This is a genomic window from Marinomonas posidonica IVIA-Po-181 (assembly GCF_000214215.1).
Classification (GTDB): domain Bacteria; phylum Pseudomonadota; class Gammaproteobacteria; order Pseudomonadales; family Marinomonadaceae; genus Marinomonas; species Marinomonas posidonica.
On sequence record NC_015559.1, the window covers coordinates 1,315,938 to 1,336,739 of the forward strand.

General features: G+C 43.8%; 24 protein-coding genes. 20 read left to right on the top strand and 4 right to left on the bottom strand.

What is annotated here, in order from left to right:
* The first annotated feature begins 3 nt into the window (after positions 1-3).
* From MAR181_RS06170 to MAR181_RS18050, 13 genes are all read left to right on the top strand, one after another.
* A complete protein-coding gene (locus tag MAR181_RS06170) occupies positions 4-1,263 on the top strand; it encodes a glutamate-5-semialdehyde dehydrogenase (RefSeq protein ID WP_013795741.1) in 1,260 nt (419 codons plus the stop codon).
* Entirely contained in the window at positions 1,253-1,918 is a 666-nt protein-coding gene (gene nadD / locus MAR181_RS06175; protein WP_013795742.1) for a nicotinate-nucleotide adenylyltransferase, read from the top strand. The genes MAR181_RS06170 and nadD overlap by 11 nt, the downstream gene beginning before the upstream one ends.
* A 14-nt stretch (positions 1,919-1,932) precedes the next feature.
* Entirely contained in the window at positions 1,933-2,286 is a 354-nt protein-coding gene (gene rsfS / locus MAR181_RS06180; protein ID WP_013795743.1) for a ribosome silencing factor, read from the top strand.
* Positions 2,287-2,297: 11 nt separating this feature from the next.
* The gene (rlmH, locus tag MAR181_RS06185; protein WP_013795744.1) at positions 2,298-2,765 is read left to right on the top strand and encodes a 23S rRNA (pseudouridine(1915)-N(3))-methyltransferase RlmH; all 468 of its coding nucleotides are present in this window, start codon (positions 2,298-2,300) and stop codon (positions 2,763-2,765) included.
* A 9-nt stretch (positions 2,766-2,774) separates the two neighbouring features.
* The gene (mrdA, locus tag MAR181_RS06190; protein WP_013795745.1) at positions 2,775-4,655 is read left to right on the top strand and encodes a penicillin-binding protein 2; all 1,881 of its coding nucleotides are present in this window, start codon (positions 2,775-2,777) and stop codon (positions 4,653-4,655) included.
* The gene (gene rodA / locus MAR181_RS06195) at positions 4,648-5,769 is read left to right on the top strand and encodes a rod shape-determining protein RodA (RefSeq protein ID WP_013795746.1); all 1,122 of its coding nucleotides are present in this window, start codon (positions 4,648-4,650) and stop codon (positions 5,767-5,769) included. The genes mrdA and rodA overlap by 8 nt, the downstream gene beginning before the upstream one ends.
* Entirely contained in the window at positions 5,769-6,824 is a 1,056-nt protein-coding gene (gene mltB / locus MAR181_RS06200; protein WP_013795747.1) for a lytic murein transglycosylase B, read from the top strand. Before rodA ends, mltB begins: the two co-directional genes overlap by 1 nt.
* A gap of 46 nt (positions 6,825-6,870) precedes the next feature.
* On the top strand, positions 6,871-7,737 hold the full coding sequence (locus MAR181_RS06205; protein WP_245546218.1) for a septal ring lytic transglycosylase RlpA family protein: 867 nt from the start codon (positions 6,871-6,873) through the stop codon (positions 7,735-7,737).
* A gap of 82 nt (positions 7,738-7,819) precedes the next feature.
* Positions 7,820-8,968 carry a D-alanyl-D-alanine carboxypeptidase family protein gene (locus MAR181_RS06210; RefSeq protein WP_013795749.1) on the top strand — a complete coding sequence of 383 codons (1,149 nt, stop codon included), beginning with the start codon at positions 7,820-7,822 and terminating at the stop codon, positions 8,966-8,968.
* A 24-nt stretch (positions 8,969-8,992) separates the two neighbouring features.
* Positions 8,993-9,298, top strand: a complete 306-nt coding sequence (locus MAR181_RS06215; RefSeq protein WP_013795750.1) for an HP0495 family protein — start codon at positions 8,993-8,995, stop codon at positions 9,296-9,298.
* Positions 9,299-9,943 carry a lipoyl(octanoyl) transferase LipB gene (lipB, locus tag MAR181_RS06220; RefSeq protein ID WP_013795751.1) on the top strand — a complete coding sequence of 215 codons (645 nt, stop codon included), beginning with the start codon at positions 9,299-9,301 and terminating at the stop codon, positions 9,941-9,943.
* 1 nt (position 9,944) lies between these two features.
* Positions 9,945-10,904, top strand: coding sequence for a lipoyl synthase (gene lipA, locus MAR181_RS06225; protein ID WP_013795752.1), 960 nt, complete (start codon positions 9,945-9,947; stop codon positions 10,902-10,904).
* Positions 10,905-11,338: 434 nt separating this feature from the next.
* Positions 11,339-12,226 carry a GNAT family N-acetyltransferase gene (locus tag MAR181_RS18050; RefSeq protein WP_013795753.1) on the top strand — a complete coding sequence of 296 codons (888 nt, stop codon included), beginning with the start codon at positions 11,339-11,341 and terminating at the stop codon, positions 12,224-12,226.
* Between the two features lie 17 nt (positions 12,227-12,243).
* Here the strand turns inward: MAR181_RS18050 and MAR181_RS06235 are convergent, their stop codons facing one another.
* Complete coding sequence (locus MAR181_RS06235) at positions 12,244-12,957, bottom strand: hypothetical protein (protein WP_013795754.1); 714 nt, start codon at positions 12,955-12,957, stop codon at positions 12,244-12,246.
* A gap of 184 nt (positions 12,958-13,141) precedes the next feature.
* Between MAR181_RS06235 and parC the strand changes: the two genes are divergently transcribed.
* From parC to bfr (MAR181_RS06250), 3 genes are all read left to right on the top strand, one after another.
* Positions 13,142-15,445: a DNA topoisomerase IV subunit A gene (gene parC, locus MAR181_RS06240; protein ID WP_013795755.1), complete on the top strand. Its 2,304-nt coding sequence runs from the start codon at positions 13,142-13,144 to the stop codon at positions 15,443-15,445.
* Positions 15,446-15,547: 102 nt separating this feature from the next.
* A complete protein-coding gene (gene bfr / locus MAR181_RS06245; protein ID WP_013795756.1) occupies positions 15,548-16,021 on the top strand; it encodes a bacterioferritin in 474 nt (157 codons plus the stop codon).
* Between the two features lie 9 nt (positions 16,022-16,030).
* Positions 16,031-16,495, top strand: a complete 465-nt coding sequence (bfr, locus tag MAR181_RS06250; RefSeq protein WP_013795757.1) for a bacterioferritin — start codon at positions 16,031-16,033, stop codon at positions 16,493-16,495.
* 15 nt (positions 16,496-16,510) lie between these two features.
* On the opposite strand, the gene MAR181_RS06255 is transcribed toward bfr (MAR181_RS06250), so the two are convergent.
* The 3 genes from MAR181_RS06255 to MAR181_RS06265 form a co-directional block, all read right to left on the bottom strand.
* On the bottom strand, positions 16,511-16,705 hold the full coding sequence (locus MAR181_RS06255) for a (2Fe-2S)-binding protein (protein ID WP_013795758.1): 195 nt from the start codon (positions 16,703-16,705) through the stop codon (positions 16,511-16,513).
* Positions 16,706-16,869: 164 nt separating this feature from the next.
* Positions 16,870-17,511, bottom strand: coding sequence for a DsbA family oxidoreductase (locus MAR181_RS06260; protein ID WP_013795759.1), 642 nt, complete (start codon positions 17,509-17,511; stop codon positions 16,870-16,872).
* A gap of 23 nt (positions 17,512-17,534) precedes the next feature.
* A complete protein-coding gene (locus MAR181_RS06265) occupies positions 17,535-18,209 on the bottom strand; it encodes a DNA-3-methyladenine glycosylase I (RefSeq protein ID WP_013795760.1) in 675 nt (224 codons plus the stop codon).
* A gap of 180 nt (positions 18,210-18,389) precedes the next feature.
* Between MAR181_RS06265 and MAR181_RS06270 the strand changes: the two genes are divergently transcribed.
* Genes MAR181_RS06270 through MAR181_RS06285 form a run of 4 tightly spaced genes read left to right on the top strand, consistent with a single transcriptional unit; the run spans position 18,390 to position 20,794 of the window.
* Positions 18,390-19,115: a pyridoxine 5'-phosphate synthase gene (locus MAR181_RS06270; RefSeq protein WP_013795761.1), complete on the top strand. Its 726-nt coding sequence runs from the start codon at positions 18,390-18,392 to the stop codon at positions 19,113-19,115.
* A 60-nt stretch (positions 19,116-19,175) separates the two neighbouring features.
* Positions 19,176-19,760 (top strand): tRNA-uridine aminocarboxypropyltransferase, encoded by a 585-nt coding sequence (locus MAR181_RS06275; protein ID WP_013795762.1) that lies wholly within the window; start codon positions 19,176-19,178, stop codon positions 19,758-19,760.
* 43 nt (positions 19,761-19,803) lie between these two features.
* Positions 19,804-20,097, top strand: coding sequence for a DUF1244 domain-containing protein (locus tag MAR181_RS06280; protein WP_013795763.1), 294 nt, complete (start codon positions 19,804-19,806; stop codon positions 20,095-20,097).
* A gap of 40 nt (positions 20,098-20,137) precedes the next feature.
* Positions 20,138-20,794 (top strand): transglutaminase-like cysteine peptidase, encoded by a 657-nt coding sequence (locus MAR181_RS06285; protein ID WP_245546219.1) that lies wholly within the window; start codon positions 20,138-20,140, stop codon positions 20,792-20,794.
* The last annotated feature ends 8 nt before the right edge of the window (positions 20,795-20,802 follow it).

A 20,802-nucleotide genomic window follows, 5' to 3' on the forward strand; every position in this document is an offset into this window, starting at 1 on the left:
AAAATGTCTTTAGAATCGTATATGAATCAAATTGGGCAGCAGGCTAGAGCGGCTTCTCGCTTGCTTGCGAAGGCGTCAACGGAAGAAAAAAACATGGCTTTATTTGCCATGGCTGAAGCGTTGGAAATTGCCCGCCCCAAACTGATCGAAGAAAATGCGAAAGACATGAAAAGCGGTGAAGAAAAAGGTTTGGACTCCGCTATGTTGGATCGCTTGTTGCTCACGGATGCTCGTATTGACGGTATGATTGAGGGTCTAAAGCAGGTGGCGACGTTACCAGATCCTATCGGTGAAATAACCGATATGGTTTATCGTCCATCAGGGATTCAAGTTGGCAAGATGCGTGTGCCTCTCGGGGTTATCGGTATTATTTATGAATCCCGGCCCAATGTGACGATTGATGCAGCGAGTCTATGTTTAAAGTCTGGCAATGCAACCATTTTACGTGGTGGATCAGAGGCTTTTTATTCTAACCAAGCTATTGCTCAAGCGGTTATCCTAGGTCTAGAAAAGTCAGGTTTGCCTGAGCACGCGGTGCAAGTATTAAACACCACAGACAGAGACGCTGTGGGTAAGTTGATCACCATGCCAGAATTTGTTGATGTGATTGTACCCCGTGGCGGCAAAGGCTTGATTAAGCGTATTAGTCAGGATGCACGGGTGCCAGTGATTAAGCATCTGGATGGTAATTGCCATGTGTATATTGATGATGAGGCATATTTTGATAAGGCTCTTTCTATTATTATTAACGCCAAAACTCGTCGCTATGGTGTGTGTGGTGCAATGGAGTCTTTGCTTGTCCATAAAGAAGTAGCGGAAGACTTTTTACCTAGGATTGTTTACGCCTATCAAGAAAAGAATGTTGAGTTAGTTGGGTGTGTCGCTTCTCAGGCGATTTCTTCTGCTATTGGCGAAGCCAGCGAAGAAGATTGGTATACAGAATATTTGGCGCCTAAGCTTTCTGTAAAGATAGTGAATGATATGGATGAGGCGATTCTTCATATCAATAAATATGGTTCTCATCACACGGATGCTATTGTTTCCCAGAATTACTCTAAGACTCGTGTTTTCATGGCTGGCGTTGATTCTGCTTCCGTTATGGTGAATGCTTCGACACAATTTGCTGATGGCTTTGAATACGGTCTTGGTGCTGAAATAGGTATTTCAACCGATAAAATACACGTACGTGGTCCTGTTGGTTTGGTTGGTTTAACCAGTCAGAAATACATCGTTCTGGGCGATGGTCATACCCGTGACAATTGATTCTAGAGCCGGGCTCAAGAAAAAAGGCGTGGCCATTATGGGGGGGACATTTGATCCTATTCATAATGGCCATTTACGCACCGCAGTGGATATTTTAGACGGTTATCAATACGCCAACTTACGACTCATTCCGTGCTTCCAGCCGGTTCATAAGAGACAGCCTAGCATTACCCCACAACAGCGCTTGGATATGGTGAAGTTAGCCATTAGCAGTCATGATGGTTTGTTGGTAGATGATCGGGAAATAACCCGTGAGGGACCAAGTTATACAGCCGATACTTTGCGTGAAATTCGTGCTCAAATCGGTCCAGATGAACCCTTGGTGATGGTGTTAGGCATGGACAGCTTTCTGTCTTTACCAACCTGGCATAATTGGCAGGATTTGATCAAATATGCGCACTTGTTTGTGGTCTCTCGTCCAGGTTGGGAGCCAGATCTTATTTCTGAGTTAAGTAGCTTTAGTGAAAACTATCGTGCCTCTTCGCCGCATGAGTTACAATGCATGCCGTCAGGGCTGGTCTGGTTTGAAACTTTAACGCCATTGGGTATTTCCTCTAGTATGATTCGATCTTTAGCGAGAAAAGATAAGTCCATTGCGTATTTATTACCTGAGCCTGTGCAAAACTACATAGAAAAACATCAATTATATCGATAGGAAAATGTAAATATATGAGTCAAATTAATCTCACAGCGGATCAAATCTTAGCGTTTGCTGTCGAAGCGTTAGAAGATGTCAAAGGTGACAAGATCACTGTGTTGAATGTAGCGGATCATACAGACATGATGGACTACATGGTCATTTGTACCGGTACATCGAAAAGACACGTTCACTCATTAGGGCAAAACGTGTTCGAGTTTCTAAAACAGAAGGGGTTGCAGCCTTTAGGTACGGAAGGTCGTGATATGGGAAGTGATTGGGTGTTAGTGGATTTACATGACGTTGTGGTGCATGTGATGACAGAAGAAGCTCGTACTTTCTACGATCTAGAAAAATTATGGGATATTAAGCCAGAAGAAAGATAAGGCTTCGTTAGATGCGTGTGCGATTGATTGCTGTCGGAAATAAAATGCCCAAATGGGTAGTCCAGGGTTATGAGGATTATGCCAAGCGTCTTCCGAAAGATTTTGCGTTAGAAACCGTAGAGATTCCTATGTCTCCTCGGGGTAAAAATACGGATATAGCAAAAGCGATTCGCAAAGAAGGTGACGCCATGCTGGATGCGATTCCGGCAGGCGACAAGGTCATTGCGATGGAGGTATTAGGTAAAGAGTGGTCAACTGAGCAGCTGGCTGACCAAACCGGGCAATGGCGTATGGATGGTTATAATGTCTCTTTATTGGTTGGTGGTCCAGATGGTTTGGATCCTAGGTGTACTGCACGAGCAGATCAAGTCTGGTCACTATCACGTCTAACCCTTCCTCATCCAATGGTGAGAATCATATTGGCTGAGCAAATATATCGAGCTTGGACTTTAATGAATAATCATCCGTATCACAGGTAGGTGTAGTAGGTGAGTCGTCAAGATCAACAATTCCGTAATTATCGTCAAGAGCAGCGCCTCACTCAGCATAGGGTGGTTGCCGCTGCAATCTTTGTCATAGTCTTAGTTTGTATTTTGTTGGCTCGCCTGTTTTACCTGCAGGTGATTGAATACGATTTGTATCAAACCAAAGCCGATGACAACCGCGTCATGCTGGTGACAGATCCTCCTCCCCGAGGTTTAATCTATGACCGCAATGGTTTAGTGCTGGCTGATAATCGTCCCATTCACAGTTTGACGGTGACACCGGAACGGGTTGAGGATTTTATTGGGCTGAGAAAAGAGCTGTCCAACATCATAGAGATCTCTGACAGCGAATGGGAAAACTTTGACAGTCGTTTGAGAGAATATCGCCGCCCTTACCAATCCATCACGTTAAAATCACAATTAACGGACGAAGAGTGGGCTCGTGTTTCTGTTGATCTGTATCGTCTTGATGGTGTGCAAGTTGAGGCTCAGTTAACGCGTTATTACCCATATGGTGAAGCTTTTGCTCATGCAGTAGGGTATGTGGGGCGAATTACGGCGAACGATTTAAAGCGTGTTGATCAGCAAGCTTATCAAGGGGCTCTGTTTATAGGTAAAACGGGCATAGAAGGTTTCTACGAAAAAGAACTGTTTGGTGAGGCGGGATTTAGCAAAGTCGAAGTAAATGCTCGTGGCCGTATTATGTCTCAATTGGAGCGACAGTCTCCTGTGCCTGGTCGCGATCTGCACCTGTATTTGGATGCTCGACTACAGCAATATGCCTATGATTTATTGGGGGACTATAAAGGCTCTGTCGTGGCGATTGACCCCGAAACCGGTGGCATCCTTGCGTTAGTGTCTAAGCCGGGCTTCGATCCCAATTTATTTGTCCGCGGGATTTCCGTTGCAGATTATTCAACTCTTAGACAGTCTAAAAAACTTCCTTTGTTTAATCGTGCATTGCGTGGAGGTTATCCTCCAGCTTCGACCATTAAGCCTTTCATGGCGTTAGCCGGTCTGGAGTACGGTTTTGCCTCTTGGACTGAACGATATTTTGCGAAAGGGTATTATCAGATTAACCCGGATGGCCGTCGTTATCGAGATTGGAAGCGAACAGGTCATGGTTGGATCAATTTAGAGCGTTCCATTATTGAGTCGGTTGATACCTATTATTATCAATTATCCAATAAAATGGGCATCACGCCTATTCATAACTTTCTTTCCCGTTTCGGGTTTGGTCGCAGTACCTTATTGGATTTGAATGGTGATAGCTCTGGTTTGTTGCCTTCAAATGAGTGGAAAAAAGCCAAATATAAAGAACCTTGGTATCCAGGGGATTCGGTTAACGTTGGCATAGGTCAGGGCTTTATGGTGGCAACGCCAATGCAAATTGCCTCAGCCACTTCAGCATTGGCCAGTCGGGGACGTTATTTTTATCCACGTATGGCCGATAAAATTGGCGACGATGCCGCTCAGTTTGAAGGCGATTTGGGTGGTGAACACGATATTATTCTCAAGGATCAAGGTAATTGGGAACGAATGGTGAATGCCATGCGTAAAGTGATCACCGATTCCTTGGGAACGGCAAGACGATTACAGGGAACCAAATACGACATAGCTGGTAAAACAGGGACTGGTCAAGTATTCAGTCTTCAAGAAGACGAAGAATACGATTCTGAAAAACTCGATAAGCGTCTTCATGACCATGCATTATTCATTGGTTTCGCGCCCGCGAAAGCCCCTAAAATTTCGGTCTTTGCTATTTTTGAAAATGGTGGCAGTAGTTCAAAACCCGCCGATTTAAGTAAAAAACTGTTTGATGCTTACCTCTATGGTAAGTATCCACCGCACTATGATTATTTAAAAGGGAAAGGCAATGACTGAGAGTTTGTATCGCAGGGTGCTTACCTTCGCTAATGCTCGGCTTTGGCAGTTAGTCCATATCGATATTTTGTTGATTGGTTCCTTGTTGTTATTGATTGGCGGTGGTTTGTTTGTGCTGTATTCGGCTTCAGGTCAGAATGTCGCCATGATTGAACGACAAGTCTTTCGTTTCACTGTGGGCTTGATGGTGTGTTTGGTGTTGGCGCAATTGCCGCCTAAATATATGCGCCGTGCATCGCCGACCTTGTACATTTTTATTGTCCTATTATTGCTTGGTGTGCTGATGTTTGGGGTTGGGGCAAAAGGCGCTCAACGCTGGTTACCTCTGCCTGGTGGATTACGTTTTCAACCGTCTGAAATTATGAAGATTGTCATGCCGATGATGGTGGCTTGGTATTTTTCAGATAAAGCTTTACCACCCAGTTTTAAGCAAATTGTGATGGTCATCGGGTTAATTGTTGCACCTGTATTGTTGATTGCTAAGCAACCCGATTTGGGGACGTCTTTGCTGGTTGCGGTATCTGGGATCTTCGCGTTGTTTTTGGCAGGACTTGGTTGGCGTTATATTTTGGGAGCGGCATCATTGGCTCCCATTGCAGGGTATACCTTATGGCAGGTTATGCATGACTATCAAAAACAACGTGTCCTGACGTTTTTAAATCCTGAAAGTGACCCACTTGGTTCAGGTTGGAACATCATTCAATCAAAAACCGCCATCGGCTCGGGTGGTTTATATGGTAAAGGTTGGCTAGAGGGAACACAGGCTCAGCTAGATTTTTTACCTGAGAGCCATACCGATTTCATCATTGCCGTATTGGCAGAAGAGTTTGGTATGCTTGGGTGTGGATTGTTGATTTGTGCCTACCTATTGGTTATTGCCCGAGGTTTATACATTTCGGCCATGGCCGAAGATAATTATGCACGCTTGCTGGCGGGCAGTCTTACTCTGACATTTTTTGTTTATATGTTTGTAAATATTGGTATGGTTTCAGGAATTTTGCCTGTAGTTGGGGTACCCTTACCCCTAGTCAGCTATGGCGGTACTTCCATCATTACCATTATGGCGACGTTTGGGATTTTAATGTCGATTCAAACACATAAAAGAGCGATATAATGATTAAGCTAGCAGCTTCGGTAATTGTTGCAATTGGTTTAACTGCATGCAGCGCTGTTGAGCAAAAGGATTTGCCGGCTAACTCAGGAGTGAGTAATGCTTTGCTTGAAGACAAACCCCAAGAATGGGCGGACTCTTATGCTGGTAATCCGTCAGTGCAAGATTTTATTGAGAAAATGGCAACACAACATGGCTATGATAGAAAAACGCTAGAATTGGCATTTTCTCACATTAAGCGCCGACCTAAGGTGATTGAAAAGTCTGACAATCAACCGGAAGTTTTAATTCCTTATTACCAATACAAAACGCGCTTCGTCAATAAAGATCGTATGAGAGCGGGACAGAAATTTGCTCAGCGAAATGCCAAGTGGCTGGATAAAGCTGAGCTGGAGTTTGGCATTGATCCTCATGTTGTGGTGGCGCTGATTGGGGTGGAAACATACTACGGTCGCATCACAGGTTCGAAAGATGTGTTCACTTCCTTAACCACTCTCGCATTTGATTATCCAAGACGAAAAGATTACTTCCAAAGTGAATTAGAAGCTTATCTTTTGCTTGCTCGAGAGGAAGAATGGAACATTGGCGAGACAAAAGGGTCATACAGTGGTGCGATGGGAATGGTTCAGTTCATGCCCAGTAATTATCAAAAATTGGCCCTGGATTATGATCAAGATGGTCACATTGACTTGTGGCACTCGGAAGCCGATGCCATTGGTAGTGTGGCGAATTATTTAAAACACCATGGTTGGACAACGGATCAGCCTTGGTTTGTCACGGCGCAAGTGGCCGATCTTGCTAAGGTTGAAGAGGAAGTCAATAAAGGACGTTCACCCAGTAAGGACATGACAGAGTGGTCGGCAATAAAGGTGCTACCCACTCAGCCCTTTGTGATTGATAAAACGGGCTTGATCGGCTTACGAACAGCGCCAGAAGAGGTGTCTTACTGGTTAGCATATGAAAATTTTTTCACGGTGATGGATTATAATCCTAGTCGTCGTTATGCCATGTCTGTTTTGGAATTAGCGAAAAGTATCGAGGCTTATGACGCAAAGTAAACTGCTGCTATTGATAAGCATTTGTTCATTTATTTTAAGTGGCTGTATGAGCACACGGCACGTGCTTGGTCATGATGGTAGTAACATCGATTTGGATAAAGCCTCTGGTGGCGGTCGATATAGTATTCTTCAGGACCATGCACCAAGTGGTGATGTAAAGGTGGATCACTTACCGGATTTGGTGCCGAAATGGGAGCCCAAAAGTCGTGGCGGCAATAAAAACCCTTATGAAGTCTGGGGCAAAAAGTATTGGGTGATGGATTCAGCCAAAGGTTATACCGCCGAAGGCACTGCATCTTGGTACGGTAAAAAATTTCATGGGCATAAAACTTCAAATGGGGAAATATATGATATGTATGCTTTCTCAGCGGCCCATAAGTCTTTGCCATTACCAACGTTTTTGAAAGTCACCAATCTGGATAATGATCGATCTGTGATTGTTCGAGTAAATGACCGTGGGCCTTTCCATGGTAATCGATTAATTGATCTGTCGTATGCGGCCGCGGTGCGATTGGACTATCATAAAAAAGGGTTGGCAAGAGTTCGTATTGAAGCCATTACACCTGCAAAAGGTGAAACCTATACTTCTGCCGATGCTGTCAAAGAGACGCCTCAGGCCCTACCGAATAAGGCTTCTGCTGTTTCTAAAGGCGCGGATGCAAGTACACCAGATTTGGTTTTTACGCATTTGCAGCTTGGGGCCTTTAGCAGTGAAGCCTCAGCGGAAAAGTTAAAGCAACGTTTATTTGAAACGTTCGACACGAGTGTTCGTGTTGAGGTCAATAAACAAGGGGATGGTCTTTATAAAGTCTTAGTAGGACCTTATAAAGAAATTAATGAGTTACAGCAGTGGCAGGGAAAACTACAAGAAAATGGATTCGGAAGTCCGGTAAGAGTGGCTTTAGTTCCCTAAAGTCCCTAGGTTTGGGCTAGAGATTCTATCTATGCTCTAGTATTATTCACGAACATTTTTTTGGAAGACGACATTTTTGGGTATGAAAAAACTTCTCGCGACTTTATCAATTGTATTTGGCCTTGTATCTACGCCTGTTTCGGCCGCTCCTTCACTGATTCCTACTCCACCACAACTGTCCGCTAGTAGTTATATCTTAATGGATGCTTACACGGGAGATGTGCTGGTTTCTCATAATGCTGATGAAGCATTACCGCCAGCCAGCCTAACCAAATTAATGACTGCTTACATCATCGAATATGAGCTAGCTCGTGGTAACTTGTCTTTTAGTGATCAGGTCAGTGTCAGTGAAAAAGCTTGGCGCATGGAAGGTTCACGTATGTTTATTCGTGAAGGTACACGAGTATCTTTGGAAGATTTGATGCGTGGCATTATCATCCAGTCTGGTAATGATGCCAGTGTAGCAGCGGCTGAATACGTGGCAGGCAGTGAATCGGCGTTTGCCGATCTAATGAATCAACATGCGCAACTCTTAGGGATGAAAAACTCGCATTTTGTGAATGCCACTGGCTTTCCGGCCGAAGGTCATTACTCCAGTGCTCACGATCTTGCCAAGTTGTCTCGCGCGACCATTTTGCAGTTCCCAGAAAACTACAAAATGTATGCTGAAAAAGAATTTAAATACAACAACATCAAGCAACCTAATCGTAATAAATTATTGTGGCGTGACAAAACCGTTGATGGCTTGAAAACCGGCCACACCGAAGAGGCTGGCTACTGTTTGGCAGCTTCGGCTGTGCGTAACGGTACACGTTTAATTACGGTTGTTATGGGGACAAAATCAGACCAAGCACGTGCGACAGAGTCGCAAAAACTTTTGGATTATGGCTTCCGTTACTACGAGACTCGTAAGCTGTATAGCCGTGGTCAAGTTGTCAACAACGCTAAGGTATGGGGCGGTAGCCAATCGAATGTGAAAGTTGGTTTTGCCGAAGATGTTTTAGTCACCATTCCCCGTCAACAAGGAGACTCTTTACCAGCCACATTGGATATGACGAAAGAAATTACAGCGCCAATCGCAGTTGGTGACATATTGGGTAAAGTCATTGTTGGCACGGACGGGAATATTCTGCTTGAGCAACCTGTGGTTGCTTTGGAAGCGGTCGAAGAGGGTGGTTTCTTCAAGCGTATGTTTGATAAAATCAGACTTTTCTTTGCAAAATTATTTTAAGCCCAATTGGGTGATGGTAGATAAATGGCGTTAATTACGAAAGAAGGCGATCAGGTAGGTAAGCAACCTGATGCGCCAAAAATTGAATTTCCTTGCGAAAACTATGTGGTGAAAGTCGTGACCATGGATGCTGAAGGTGTTCATGCTGAGGTTGTTGAGTGTTTTAAAACGCATGCACCTGAGATGGATCCTAAAGCCGTGAGCATGAATCGTTCTAGTAAAGGGCGCTTCGTAAGCTATAGTTTTCGTATCATCGCTCAGAGTGAAGCTCAGTTATCCGCATTGCATACTGATTTGATGTCAGTAAGCGCTGTGAAAATGGTTATGTAAATGACGTTAGACTTGGTTTGCCGCGATCTTGGCGTGGTCGAGTATGAAGATACTTGGGAGCGCATGAAGCAATTTACTCAAGTGCGTAACAAGGACGATGCAGACGAAATTTGGTTGTTAGAGCATCCTTCTCTTTTTACTCAGGGGCAAGCTGGGAAAGAAGAGCATCTGTTAGCGCCTGGCGATATTCCTGTTTATCAAGCTGACCGTGGTGGTCAGGTGACTTATCATGGCCCTGGGCAACTGATCGCGTATGTTCTAATTGATTTAAAACGGTTGGGAATCGGTGTCAGAGATCTTGTGTCTGTGCTGGAAAACTCAATTGTTAAGGTGTTGGCGTTGAATGGCATTGAGGCCTACGCTAAGCCAGATGCACCAGGTGTTTATGTTGATGAAAAGAAAATTGCATCACTGGGCTTAAGGGTTCGACGAGGTTGCTCTTTTCATGGTCTGGCGCTGAATGTGGATATGGATCTCACACCGTTTAATCGCATCAACCCATGCGGCTATCAAGGGCTGCAGATGGTTGATATGAAGCGTCTATATACTGGCGCAACGTTATCAGATACGAAAATCCAGTTGGCCAACCAGCTAGCTGAACACCTCGGATATACCAGTCCGACTATCCAACAAGGGTGGAACTAGAATGACAGCAGAACGCAAACGCGTTGTTCAAGGGGAGAAATTACGTGGCGCCGATAAGATGGCACGTATCCCTGTTAAAATTGTACCAACAGAAGAGATCCCTCGTAAGCCAGAGTGGCTTCGAGTTCGTATGCCAGCGTCACCGGAAATTGCTCGTATTAAGAGCACATTGCGTGAGCACAAATTGGCCTCTGTATGTGAAGAAGCGAACTGCCCAAATTTAGGTGAATGTTTCAGTAACGGTACGGCAACCTTTATGATTATGGGTGAGATTTGTACTCGTCGTTGCCCATTTTGTGATGTGGCACATGGTCGTCCAAATGCATTGAGTCAAGATGAGCCAAAAGAATTAGCTGCGGCGATTCGTGATATGAAGCTGAAATACGTTGTGATTACCTCGGTTGACCGTGATGATCTTCGTGACGGTGGGGCCCAACACTTCGTTGACTGCATTCGTGAAACTCGTGCTGAGAGTCCGAACATTGAAATCGAGACACTTGTGCCAGATTTTCGTGGTCGTATGGAAGTGGCGGTTAATACGCTAGAGCAAGCACCACCGGATGTGTTTAACCATAATTTAGAATCGATTCCTCGACTGTATCGTCAGGTTCGTCCTGGGTCTGATTATCAGTGGTCATTGGATTTGTTGAAAAACTTCAAAGATCGTTGTCCTGATGTGCCAACCAAATCTGGTTTGATGGTTGGTATGGGTGAAACCTTTGAAGAAATTGTCGAAGTGTTAAAAGACTTACGTGCTCATAACGTGGATATGTTGACCATTGGTCAGTATCTACAGCCTTCTAAACACCATTTCCCAATGGCTCGTTTTGTGCCACCGGAAGAATTTGCGCGTTATGAAGAAGTGGCGAAAGAATTGGGGTTCAAGCACGCGGCTTGTGGTCCTCTAGTACGTTCTTCTTATCATGCTGATAAGCAAGCACACGGTGAACGAGTTTCTTAATCCGTTTGTCTGAGTGAAGAAAGCGAAGCTTGAAGTGTCCCTTCTTGCTTCGCTTTTTTTTTAGTTGAGTAAAAAACTGATTTCATTCTCTGCGAGACTGTTTTGTCGGATAACAGTCATAAAAAAAGCCCGCACTAGGCGGGCATCAAGCTATCCTTATCTCTACCAATATAAGGGGTATATTAATAAAGAACATCCATTCGCACGGGCAGTGAATAGGTAGAGTAAAGCCGTGCTTCTAGTATATTGGCTGTCATGTGTAGTCCCTAAGCTTGTTGAAAGTAACAAGGAAAACATGAAAGAACCTATACTTAGACATGTCCAATTAACTATAGTCAGAAATGAGATTTCTGCGACTTTTATTTAAACAGTGTATTGATATTCTGATTAAAAGCTCGCAAACAACAACCAGCATTACGTATGTTAGAGGTTTCATGAGCGTATTTAGTTCCACAGTGAATCAAAAATATTTTGCGGTCGTGCTTTCAGTGAAATTGATGCTGGAGGACCTGACTCATCGCATTATGATTGAAAAACTGCTCATGATGGCAAAAGATAAGCCTGGCTATCTTGGTGAAGAGAGTAGTTTTGGTGAGATCTATAGCTTGATTACTTATTGGCAAACAGAGGCGACGGCGCAAGATTGGCAAGAGGATGAAATGTTGCGCAGGGTCTTGTCATTGGGGGAGCATTTTTGGTATCAAGAGTATTCGATTAAATCTTGTATTGTGACTAAGGATATGTCGTTTAAAACCTCTAATGTTGATTTACATACTTCTCGTTTTCCTGTTATCAAGACGCCACGCGGCGTACTTCGTATTTTAGAAGAAGCTCAAGCCGATTTACTGCATGACTATGTGAATGCTGAAAAGCACTTCTTGGCACCATGGGAGCCATTGAGAAATGAGGCCTATTATTCTCTTGAAACCTGCCAGTTGAGAGTGCGTGAAATGCGTCGTGATTTTTTGGAGGACAAAGGCTGTGTTCTGTGCTTTTTGACACCTGATGAGACGAAGATGCTAGCTTACAGTAATTACTCTAACATTGTTCGCGGGGTATTTCAGGCATGTAATCTTGGTTACAGCTTGCGTGAAGTGGAGCAAGGTAAAGGTTTAATGCATGAAATGCTGACTTCTGGGATCCACTATATGCATAAAGAGCAGCAGATTGAGCGTGTTCAAGCAGGTTATATGCCTAGAAATGAACGCAGTGCAGCAGTGTTGGATCGATTGGGTTTTGAAAAAGAAGGTGTGGCCAGAGATTATTTAAAAATCAATGGACAGTGGGAAGACCATATTCTTACGGCTTTGATTTTACGATAATGTAAAAAATGCTTGGTTTAATCGGGGCGATTTAGAACAATCACACGGCCTTTTAGTTTCTGTTGTTTAGAAATAATGACGGTAAGTAAAATCAAATGATCTTCTTCTGGGTTGATGATGGCGCTGGCTTCTCTGGCTGGAATGAATTGGCCAAACTGTGTACAGGGGATGGCGGCAGCGTTTCTTCTCGCCAAATAAGCGGAACCCTTTAAAGGCAGCAAATAATGGCTGGCGGCTTTTTGGTAATACAGGGTTTCTGAATAATGAGCAGGGTATTTTTCGATGCAAATTCGAGCGGTATTCCCTTCCCATAATGGCCATACTTGAATGTGTTTCTTTTCTAATTTTGAATCTACTGTGCCAGTAGAGATTTTTTGCAGTGTTTGAGGTTGATTGGCTAAGGTGACTTTGGTGAATTGAATCGTGCAAAGAATCACATTGGGTGTCAGTAGGGTTAATACACTGGATTGTTGAGTCGGTAGCCAAACCGCTTGATGGGGCTTTAAGTTCACCGCCTGCTGCTCTGATTGCAGATGAACTTCTCCTTTGATGACAAAGCAAAAGCAATTATCGGCGGGCCGGTAAAGTCGTGAAGGCGTGGCCGCTTGATTGAGGTGTTCATGGACAATCAATACATCCTCTTGTTGGTGTATAATAGAGCGTTTGCTTTCACCGTAAAGTGGATACTGAATAACAGGGAGTGTTGTATTATGGTCTGCTTGACTCACCATCTTGAACCTTTTGTTAGATCCATTCTATTAAAGCATGAGAAAATACCCCTTACCATTAGAATCTTGTTATGACAGTTGCAGTGCATCATGGAGATTCTTTATAGTTGTGCCCAGAGAAAAAGCATATTATTGCCCCCCATGTGGTTAGCTTGTAGATTTAAACGATAGAAGAAGGAATGCTTCCTTGAGTGAGTTGTCAAATTTTGAGTCTAATGAAACGCTTTCATTAAAAGACTATACCGAAAAAGCGTACTTGAACTATTCCATGTACGTTATTCTAGATCGTGCTTTGCCTCATATAGGGGATGGTCTAAAACCTGTTCAACGTCGCATTATTTACGCCATGAGTGAACTGGGGCTCAAGGCAACGGCTAAGTATAAAAAGTCCGCTCGTACTGTGGGGGATGTGCTTGGTAAATTTCACCCTCATGGTGACAGTGCATGTTACGAAGCTATGGTGTTAATGGCGCAACCCTTCTCTTATCGTTACCCTTTGGTTGATGGACAAGGTAACTGGGGCGCGCCAGATGATCCTAAGTCGTTTGCGGCGATGCGTTACACTGAATCACGCCTGTCTAAATACGCTGATGTATTACTTAAAGAAGTGTCTCAAGGTACCGTAGATTGGGTGCCAAACTTTGATGGAACGCTGCAAGAACCCTCTGTGCTGCCTGCACGTCTGCCGAATCTACTGTTAAATGGTACCACTGGTATTGCCGTCGGTATGGCCACGGACATTCCGCCTCATAATTTGAGAGAGGTGGGCGAAGCTTGCATTCACTTGTTGAATAACCCCAATGCGGATCTTGAAGATTTGCTGAATTTTGTGCAAGGACCGGATTTTCCAACAGGTGGCGAGATCATTACGCCAAAAAACGACATCGTCAAGCTATACGAAACAGGCAAAGGACAAATTAAAGCGCGTGCTCGTTTCGAGATGGAAGAAGGTGAGATCGTTATCACTGAGTTGCCGCACCAGGTCTCGGGTAGCAAAATTCTTGAGCAAATCGCAGCACAAATGCAGGCCAAGAAACTGCCAATGGTGGTGGATCTTCGGGACGAGTCGGATCATGAAAATCCAACGCGTTTGGTGATTGTTCCTAAATCAAATCGTGTCGATATTGATTCTGTTATGACGCATTTATTTGCGACAACGGATTTGGAAAAATCTTATCGCGTAAATATGAATGTCATTGGTCTAGATGGTTTACCACAAGTTAAACCACTCAAGAACTTTTTATCTGAATGGCTGCGTTTCCGAATTGACGTAGTGCGTAAACGTTTGCAATTTCGTTTAGACAAAGTGCTTAACCGATTGCACATCTTAGAAGGTTTGCTGATCGCGTATTTGAACATTGATGAAGTGATCGAGATCATTCGCAACGAGGAAAAACCGAAGGCCGCCTTGATTGCACGCTTTGGATTGACGGAAATTCAAGCCGAAGCCATTTTGGAATTGAAGCTGCGTCACTTGGCGAAACTAGAAGAAATGCGCATCAAGGGCGAACAGGATGAACTTGAGAAAGAGCGTAAAACGTTAGAAGGTTTGTTGTCTTCTGATCGTAAGCTGAAAAAGCTTATCTCCGATGAAATTCAAGAAGCCGTTGATTTGTTTGGTGATGATCGTCGTACCCCAATCGTTGCTCGTAAAGAAGCTCAAGCCTTTAGTGAAGAAGATCTGTTGTCAAATGATCCGATTACTGTGGTGATCTCAAAACAAGGTTGGGTCCGTGCGGCGAAAGGTCATGACATAGACGTTTATGGTTTGAGTTATAAATCTGGTGATGAGTTCTTGATCAGTACCAAAGGTCGCTCAAATCAAACCTTGGTGTTAGTTGCTTCTAATGGTCGAACTTATTCTATTAAAGCACATACCTTGCCGTCTGCACGTGGACAAGGGGAACCGATTACCGGTCGTATCTCCCTTGAGAAAGACTCGACGATTGTGGCGGCAGTATTAGACAAAGAAGAAGCGCATTATTTAGTCGCCAGTGATGCGGGTTATGGTTTTGTTGCGCAATTGAAAGATTTGTATGCTAAAAATAAAGCAGGTAAAGCGACTTTGAGCTTGCCTGCCGGGGCTAAGGTTTTGTCTCCTGTTGCAGTATCGAGTACAGAAACGGGACGCGTTGTTGCAATATCTAATGAGGGACGTATGTTAGTATTCGACGTCGCTTCATTGCCGCAAATGGCAAAAGGTAAAGGCAACAAGATGATCAGCATCCCAAGTGCTCGCGCAGCGCAGGGAGAAGAACTGGTTGTGGCGATGGCATGTGTTCAGCCAGAGGATTTGCTGGTGGCTTTATCCGGTAAGCGTTTTATGAACTTTACCGAAAAAGACTTGCAAGAATACATGGGGGAACGCGGTCGTCGTGGTTTGAAATTACCAAGAGGCTTCCAGCGTGTTGATGGTTTGGAAGTGAAAATAGGTGAAGGTAAAGCGGCTTCGATTGTGCCCACATCCGATCCAGATTTGTTCGAAGGGTAATAAATGGGTTGTGACTGAATAACACCTAGGTCACAACCTAATAAAAGGTGTTAATTCGGCTTTGCTGGAGGTTCAAGTAAAGTCATTAGTAAGGAGAGAAATATGAAAGGCAGTCAGAAAGTAATTGATAGTCTGAATGCATTGTTGGCAAACGAATTGGCCGCAATTGATCAGTACTTCATTCACTCTCGCATGTACGATGATTGGGGCTTAAACAAGCTTTATGAGCGTTTAAACCATGAAATGGAAGAAGAAACTCAGCACTCAGACTGGTTAATCAAGCGTATTTTGTTCTTGGAAGGTGTTCCTTGCATGACTAAGCGCCGTGACCTACTGGTTGGGGCGGATGTTCGTTCTATGATGCAGAATGATCTAACACTTGAGTTAGAGGTCGTTACCAGTGTCCGTGGTGCGATTAAAATCTGTGAGGAAGAGGGGGATTATCAAACTCGCGAAACGCTTGAGAAGCTTTTGTTTGATACCGAAGAAGACCATGTGTATTGGTTAGAGCAGCAGCTTGGCCTAATGGACAAAATCGGTATGCAGAACTATTACCAATCTCAAATGGGTAACTAGGAGCAAGCTATGAAAGGGGATCGTGACGTAGTCGCCAGCCTTAATAAAGTGTTAGCCAATGAGCTAGTTGGAATTAACCAATATTTTTTACATGCCCGCATGTTTAAGGATTTTGGCTTTTCAGCATTGGATAAAGCAGACTATAAAACCTCTATCCAAAAAATGAAAAACGCGGATCGTTTGATTGAGCGTATTTTATTTTTAGAAGGTTTGCCTAACCTTCAAGATCTTGGGCGTCTTCGTATTGGTGAAAACAGCGAAGAGATGATTTCCGCGAATCTAGAATTTGAATTGGGCACGGTTGGTGCAGTGAAATCTGCTATTGAAATTTGTGAGCAAAAGCTTGATTTCATGAGCCGTGATACATTGGAAAATATTCTGGAAGAGCAAGAAGAGCAGATTGATTGGCTGGAAACACAGCAACAATTGATTAAAACTTCAGGAATTGAAAACTATCTACAGTCTCAAATGTAATAAAACAAAGATGCATCAAGCAACTTGAAATTGGCTATCGGCTATTTTGATAAGTTCCTGATTCAGTACTTGTTTCGCGCACTGGCAACACTTGCCACATTGACTACCAATGCTGTGTTCTTTGTACAGGGCACGCATGGTAGTCGCGCCATCTTGAATGGAAGCTTTGATGTCTTTGTCTGAGACCTTGTTACAAATACATACGTACATGAATGAAAATTACTCTCATTAGTGTTTATATGTTTTGATTTTATTTTTAATGTGAATGATTATCAACATTAAAATTCTTATTAACTTGAGAGTATTGATAGTTTTTTTGAAGTAAAAAAATGGGAGGCCGATTGCCTCCCATTTTTTATGCGGATTAGATTGGTTTAGTGCTCTTTTTCCGCAATGTCATTGAGTACTTTTAAGAAGGACTCCGGATCATGTGCTCCATGTATCATGTATTTGTCATTGATGACATAAGTTGGCACCGATTGGATGTCCATGCTTCGCAAATGCTTGAGCTTTTTTTCCGTCAAGGATTTCGCTTCATCACTGATAGAATAGGCAAGGTCAGTGTCTTTTAAACCGGAAGCCAGAGCGATTTTTTCCAGTGTGGCTTGTTGTCCTATGTTTTCTCCATTAGCGAAGTAGGCATGGAAAAGAGCAAGTACATAAGGGGTGGCCAGACCCGCTTTACTGGCGGCCAGTACAAATTGATGGGTTAGTTTGGTATTTGGGATTTGATCTTTCTCTGTGAAGTTGAATTCGATCCCTGCCTCTTTCCCAACATGTTGTAAAGCATGGCTCACCTCATTGAGTTTTTCTTGGCTGCCAAATTTTTCCCCTAAGTAGCTTTCTCGATCTGCGCCGGATAATGGCATATCAGGGTGCAACTCGAATGGTTGCCAGCGAATGTCAATTTTGTAATCTTCACCAAGCTGATCTATCGCTTGTTTTAAACGTGAATAACCTAGGTAACACCAAGGGCAAACGATGTCTGAAATAATGTCGATACGAAGATCGGCCATGAGTTCTCCTGAATATAAAAGTGTTAGTTAATGCTTAGGGCAAGACATTGGCTGATCTCTGTATAAGATCGACCGCTTTCCTGTTGCCAATGGTTAAAAGCGTCTTGAGCCGCTTGCCAGGCTGATTGCGTGTCTTTTCCCGTTGTGATGATTTGATGGTGACGAAGATAACCTTCAACGTCTTTTGTCAGCAAAAAAGTATCTTTGCCCATGGCCCGTAATGTATAAGGGCCAGTATTTCCGCCTAAACGAGCACCATGCTTTTTTAGGTGGTGCCATAAACCAATAATATTATCGCTAGGCCAATCGGCAATGAAGTGACTAAAAGAAGAGTGCTTTTGTTGGCTATCATGAATCATCAAGGCATTTTGCCGAATCGTCATGACTTTTCCTAAATGCCGAATGATGCGCTGATCTTTGGCTTTTTCTTCCCACATTTCATCATGAATCAGCAGCATCTTTTCAATATCAAATTGGAAAAATACCTCTTCAAAATTTGGCCATTTATTACGCACCACTTGCCAGCTAATACCAGATTGAAAGACTTTCTGACTGAAGGCGGATAACCAGCGGTCATCCGAGTGATTTTTTAACTCAGTATTAGACAAGGGGCGAGACAGCCGTTGCTCAAGAGCGTGTTCGCCACCATGCCGTTGGGCGGCACGTTGGTAGATGTCTTCAAAGCGTTCGTAATGCATCAATAGGTCCTATGTTTGCGACTGAGAACAAAGCCAGTGTGCTTGCTGCTGGTGGCCTCTTTGCCGGTCAAGTTTACCATAAGCTGAGTGGTAAACTTGGCAGAAGTTAAGGAGATTTAGTATTGAGAAAGGAGAGTTTGTTTTATAATGCGCCAAAATGATCGAATCGAGAGACATGGCATGACACATTTAAGCGTTAATCTGAATAAAATTGGTCTATTACGTAACTCCCGTGGGCGCAACTATCCAAACATGGTTGAAATGGCTGAACGTACCCTAACGTTAGGGGCCTTTGGTGTCACCATTCACCCACGACCAGATCAGCGTCATGCAACGTATCAAGATGCATATGATCTAAAAAACTTATTGAAGCGCTTTCCTATGGCTGAGTTGAACATAGAGGGGTTTCCTGACGCTAAATTCTTAGACGTTGTACAGGAAGTGGTGCCACATCAATGTACATTGGTACCCGATGATCCAAATCAATTGACGTCCGACCATGGTTGGAATCTGGCTCGTGATCAAGATGCTTTGCGCCCTGTGATTGCGAAACTTAAGCAAAAAGGCATTCGAGTCGTGTTGTTCATGGATCCAGTGGCCGAAAATATGCAACTGGCGAAAGAGATTGGTGCTGATCGTGTTGAGTTGTATACCGAAGCCTATGCCAATGCTTATGGCACGGAAGAAGGCGAGGCTGTGTTAGCGCAATATCAACAAGCGGCGCAGGCAGCTGTGGCGGTTGGTTTAGAAGTGAATGCAGGTCATGATTTGGATTTAAATAATGTTGAGGCATTGTGTGCACCTGGTCATATTGCTGAGGTGTCGATTGGACATGCTTTAACGGCAGAAGCATTGGATCTTGGTTGGGACCAAGTTGTGCAAGCTTACCTTGCGAAACTATCTTAATACTGAGACGTTGGTGACTGGCGATGGGAGACGAGTAATACTCAAATGGAGGAGCAGCCAATGACGCTCAACAAGCGTCCACATTGTGAGGCCTGTGGTTTCTTACAATCGCAATGTGTTTGCGCCTGGGTACCAGTGCTGACAAGCCGCTTGAAAATTTTGGTTGTGCAAGATCGTAAAGAGGCGTCACATGCCAAAAACACGGTCTCATTATTGCGTCTGGCTTTGCCGTCCGTTGAGTGTCTTGATAGTGCGGATGTGTCGCCTTTATCTCGCTTAGACGTCGACTCATGGCGTGTGCTGTTTCCTGGACAAGAGTCGATGCCTATTGAGTCGCTCTCTGCGGATCAAAAACGTCAAATAGAAGGGGTTATATTGATCGATGCAACTTGGCGGAAAGCGAAGAAGTTGCTGCTCAGTGAGCCGCTTCTGCAAGGCTTTAAAATGCTGTCGTTTGATCGGCCGCCAGTAGGGGCGTATGCCATTCGAAAATCCCCAAATGATCAAGCGTTATCCACTCTTGAGGCTTGTGCTTATAGCATTGAACAAATTTGTTCAGAAGACATGCAAGGCTTGCGTGATTTCATGCAGCAAGCTCATGCTTGGCAATGGCGTCGACAACCAAAGCAACATCAACACCTTTAAGATGTTGAATGCATTCAATCTGACATGACGATGGAGAGTAACCATGGACAAGCAAACTGAAATTGAAGCGGCCGTATTACGTCGTTTGTTAAAGCATCTGGATGACAACAAAACAGTACAAAATATCGACTTAATGAATCTTGCAGGTTTTTGTCGAAACTGTTTGAGTAAGTGGTATATGGCAGAAGCTGAAAATCAAGGTGTTGAAGTGAGCTATGATGAAGCGCGTGAATATGTGTACGGTGAACCCTATGAGGCTTGGAAGGTGAAACATCAACCAAAGGCCACGGCCGAGCAGTTAGCCGCTTTTGATGCTAAGTCTCAGTCTGAAAAATAGTTCACGCCAGAAAGGCCAATATAGTCTTTGGTCTGGTCAAGTGTTTAATAGCAAGCCTTTCATCGGCTTGCTTTTGCTCGCATGTCTAATATCTTCTCTTTATGTGTACGCTGGCATATCGGATAAATATCGCAAGCTTGCTAAACAGGCTGGCGAGGTTTATGGCGTAGAGGCTGAAAAGCGTGTACTTGCTTGGCGACGTTTAATCGATGAATCAAAGGATCTACCGATAGTCGATAAGCTCGCCAAAGTGAACAATTTTTTCAATCAAATGGATTTTGTGGATGATTTAGATTTGTGGGGGAAAGAGGATTATTGGGCGACCCCCATTGAGTTTTTAGGCAAGCGAGCTGGGGATTGCGAAGATTTTACTATTGCCAAATATTTTACCTTGCGTGAGTTGGGAGTAATGGATGACAAACTGCGTTTGGTGTACGTCAAAGCGTTACGTTTAAATCAGCATCATATGGTGTTGGCGTATTATCATAAGCCTACTTCCATTCCTGTGCTGTTGGATAATTTAGATAAAGAGTTGAAGCCCGCGTCAAAACGCAACGATTTGTTGCCCATATATTCGTTTAATGCCGAGAACCTTTGGCTTTCAAAAGAAAAAGGGCGTGGTGTCTTGGTTGGAGGCGCTTCGCGCCTAAGCTTGTGGACAGATTTAAATGATCGTTTAAACACGATTTCAAATTAGGAGAACTT

Coding starts and splice junctions, on each gene's coding strand:
- rsfS (WP_013795743.1), top strand. CDS start 1,933: ATGAGTCAAATTAATCTCACAGCGGATCAAATCTTAGCGTTTGCTGTC.
- MAR181_RS06280 (WP_013795763.1), top strand. CDS start 19,804: ATGGACAAGCAAACTGAAATTGAAGCGGCCGTATTACGTCGTTTGTTA.
- MAR181_RS06265 (WP_013795760.1), bottom strand. CDS start 18,209: ATGCATTACGAACGCTTTGAAGACATCTACCAACGTGCCGCCCAACGG.
- bfr (WP_013795756.1), top strand. CDS start 15,548: ATGAAAGGCAGTCAGAAAGTAATTGATAGTCTGAATGCATTGTTGGCA.
- rodA (WP_013795746.1), top strand. CDS start 4,648: ATGACTGAGAGTTTGTATCGCAGGGTGCTTACCTTCGCTAATGCTCGG.
- lipA (WP_013795752.1), top strand. CDS start 9,945: ATGACAGCAGAACGCAAACGCGTTGTTCAAGGGGAGAAATTACGTGGC.
- MAR181_RS06260 (WP_013795759.1), bottom strand. CDS start 17,511: ATGGCCGATCTTCGTATCGACATTATTTCAGACATCGTTTGCCCTTGG.
- MAR181_RS06215 (WP_013795750.1), top strand. CDS start 8,993: ATGGCGTTAATTACGAAAGAAGGCGATCAGGTAGGTAAGCAACCTGAT.
- MAR181_RS18050 (WP_013795753.1), top strand. CDS start 11,339: ATGAGCGTATTTAGTTCCACAGTGAATCAAAAATATTTTGCGGTCGTG.
- mltB (WP_013795747.1), top strand. CDS start 5,769: ATGATTAAGCTAGCAGCTTCGGTAATTGTTGCAATTGGTTTAACTGCA.
- MAR181_RS06235 (WP_013795754.1), bottom strand. CDS start 12,957: ATGGTGAGTCAAGCAGACCATAATACAACACTCCCTGTTATTCAGTAT.
- bfr (WP_013795757.1), top strand. CDS start 16,031: ATGAAAGGGGATCGTGACGTAGTCGCCAGCCTTAATAAAGTGTTAGCC.
- MAR181_RS06210 (WP_013795749.1), top strand. CDS start 7,820: ATGAAAAAACTTCTCGCGACTTTATCAATTGTATTTGGCCTTGTATCT.
- MAR181_RS06270 (WP_013795761.1), top strand. CDS start 18,390: ATGACACATTTAAGCGTTAATCTGAATAAAATTGGTCTATTACGTAAC.
- MAR181_RS06255 (WP_013795758.1), bottom strand. CDS start 16,705: ATGTACGTATGTATTTGTAACAAGGTCTCAGACAAAGACATCAAAGCT.
- MAR181_RS06205 (WP_245546218.1), top strand. CDS start 6,871: ATGAGCACACGGCACGTGCTTGGTCATGATGGTAGTAACATCGATTTG.
- MAR181_RS06170 (WP_013795741.1), top strand. CDS start 4: ATGTCTTTAGAATCGTATATGAATCAAATTGGGCAGCAGGCTAGAGCG.
- rlmH (WP_013795744.1), top strand. CDS start 2,298: ATGCGTGTGCGATTGATTGCTGTCGGAAATAAAATGCCCAAATGGGTA.
- lipB (WP_013795751.1), top strand. CDS start 9,299: ATGACGTTAGACTTGGTTTGCCGCGATCTTGGCGTGGTCGAGTATGAA.
- MAR181_RS06275 (WP_013795762.1), top strand. CDS start 19,176: ATGACGCTCAACAAGCGTCCACATTGTGAGGCCTGTGGTTTCTTACAA.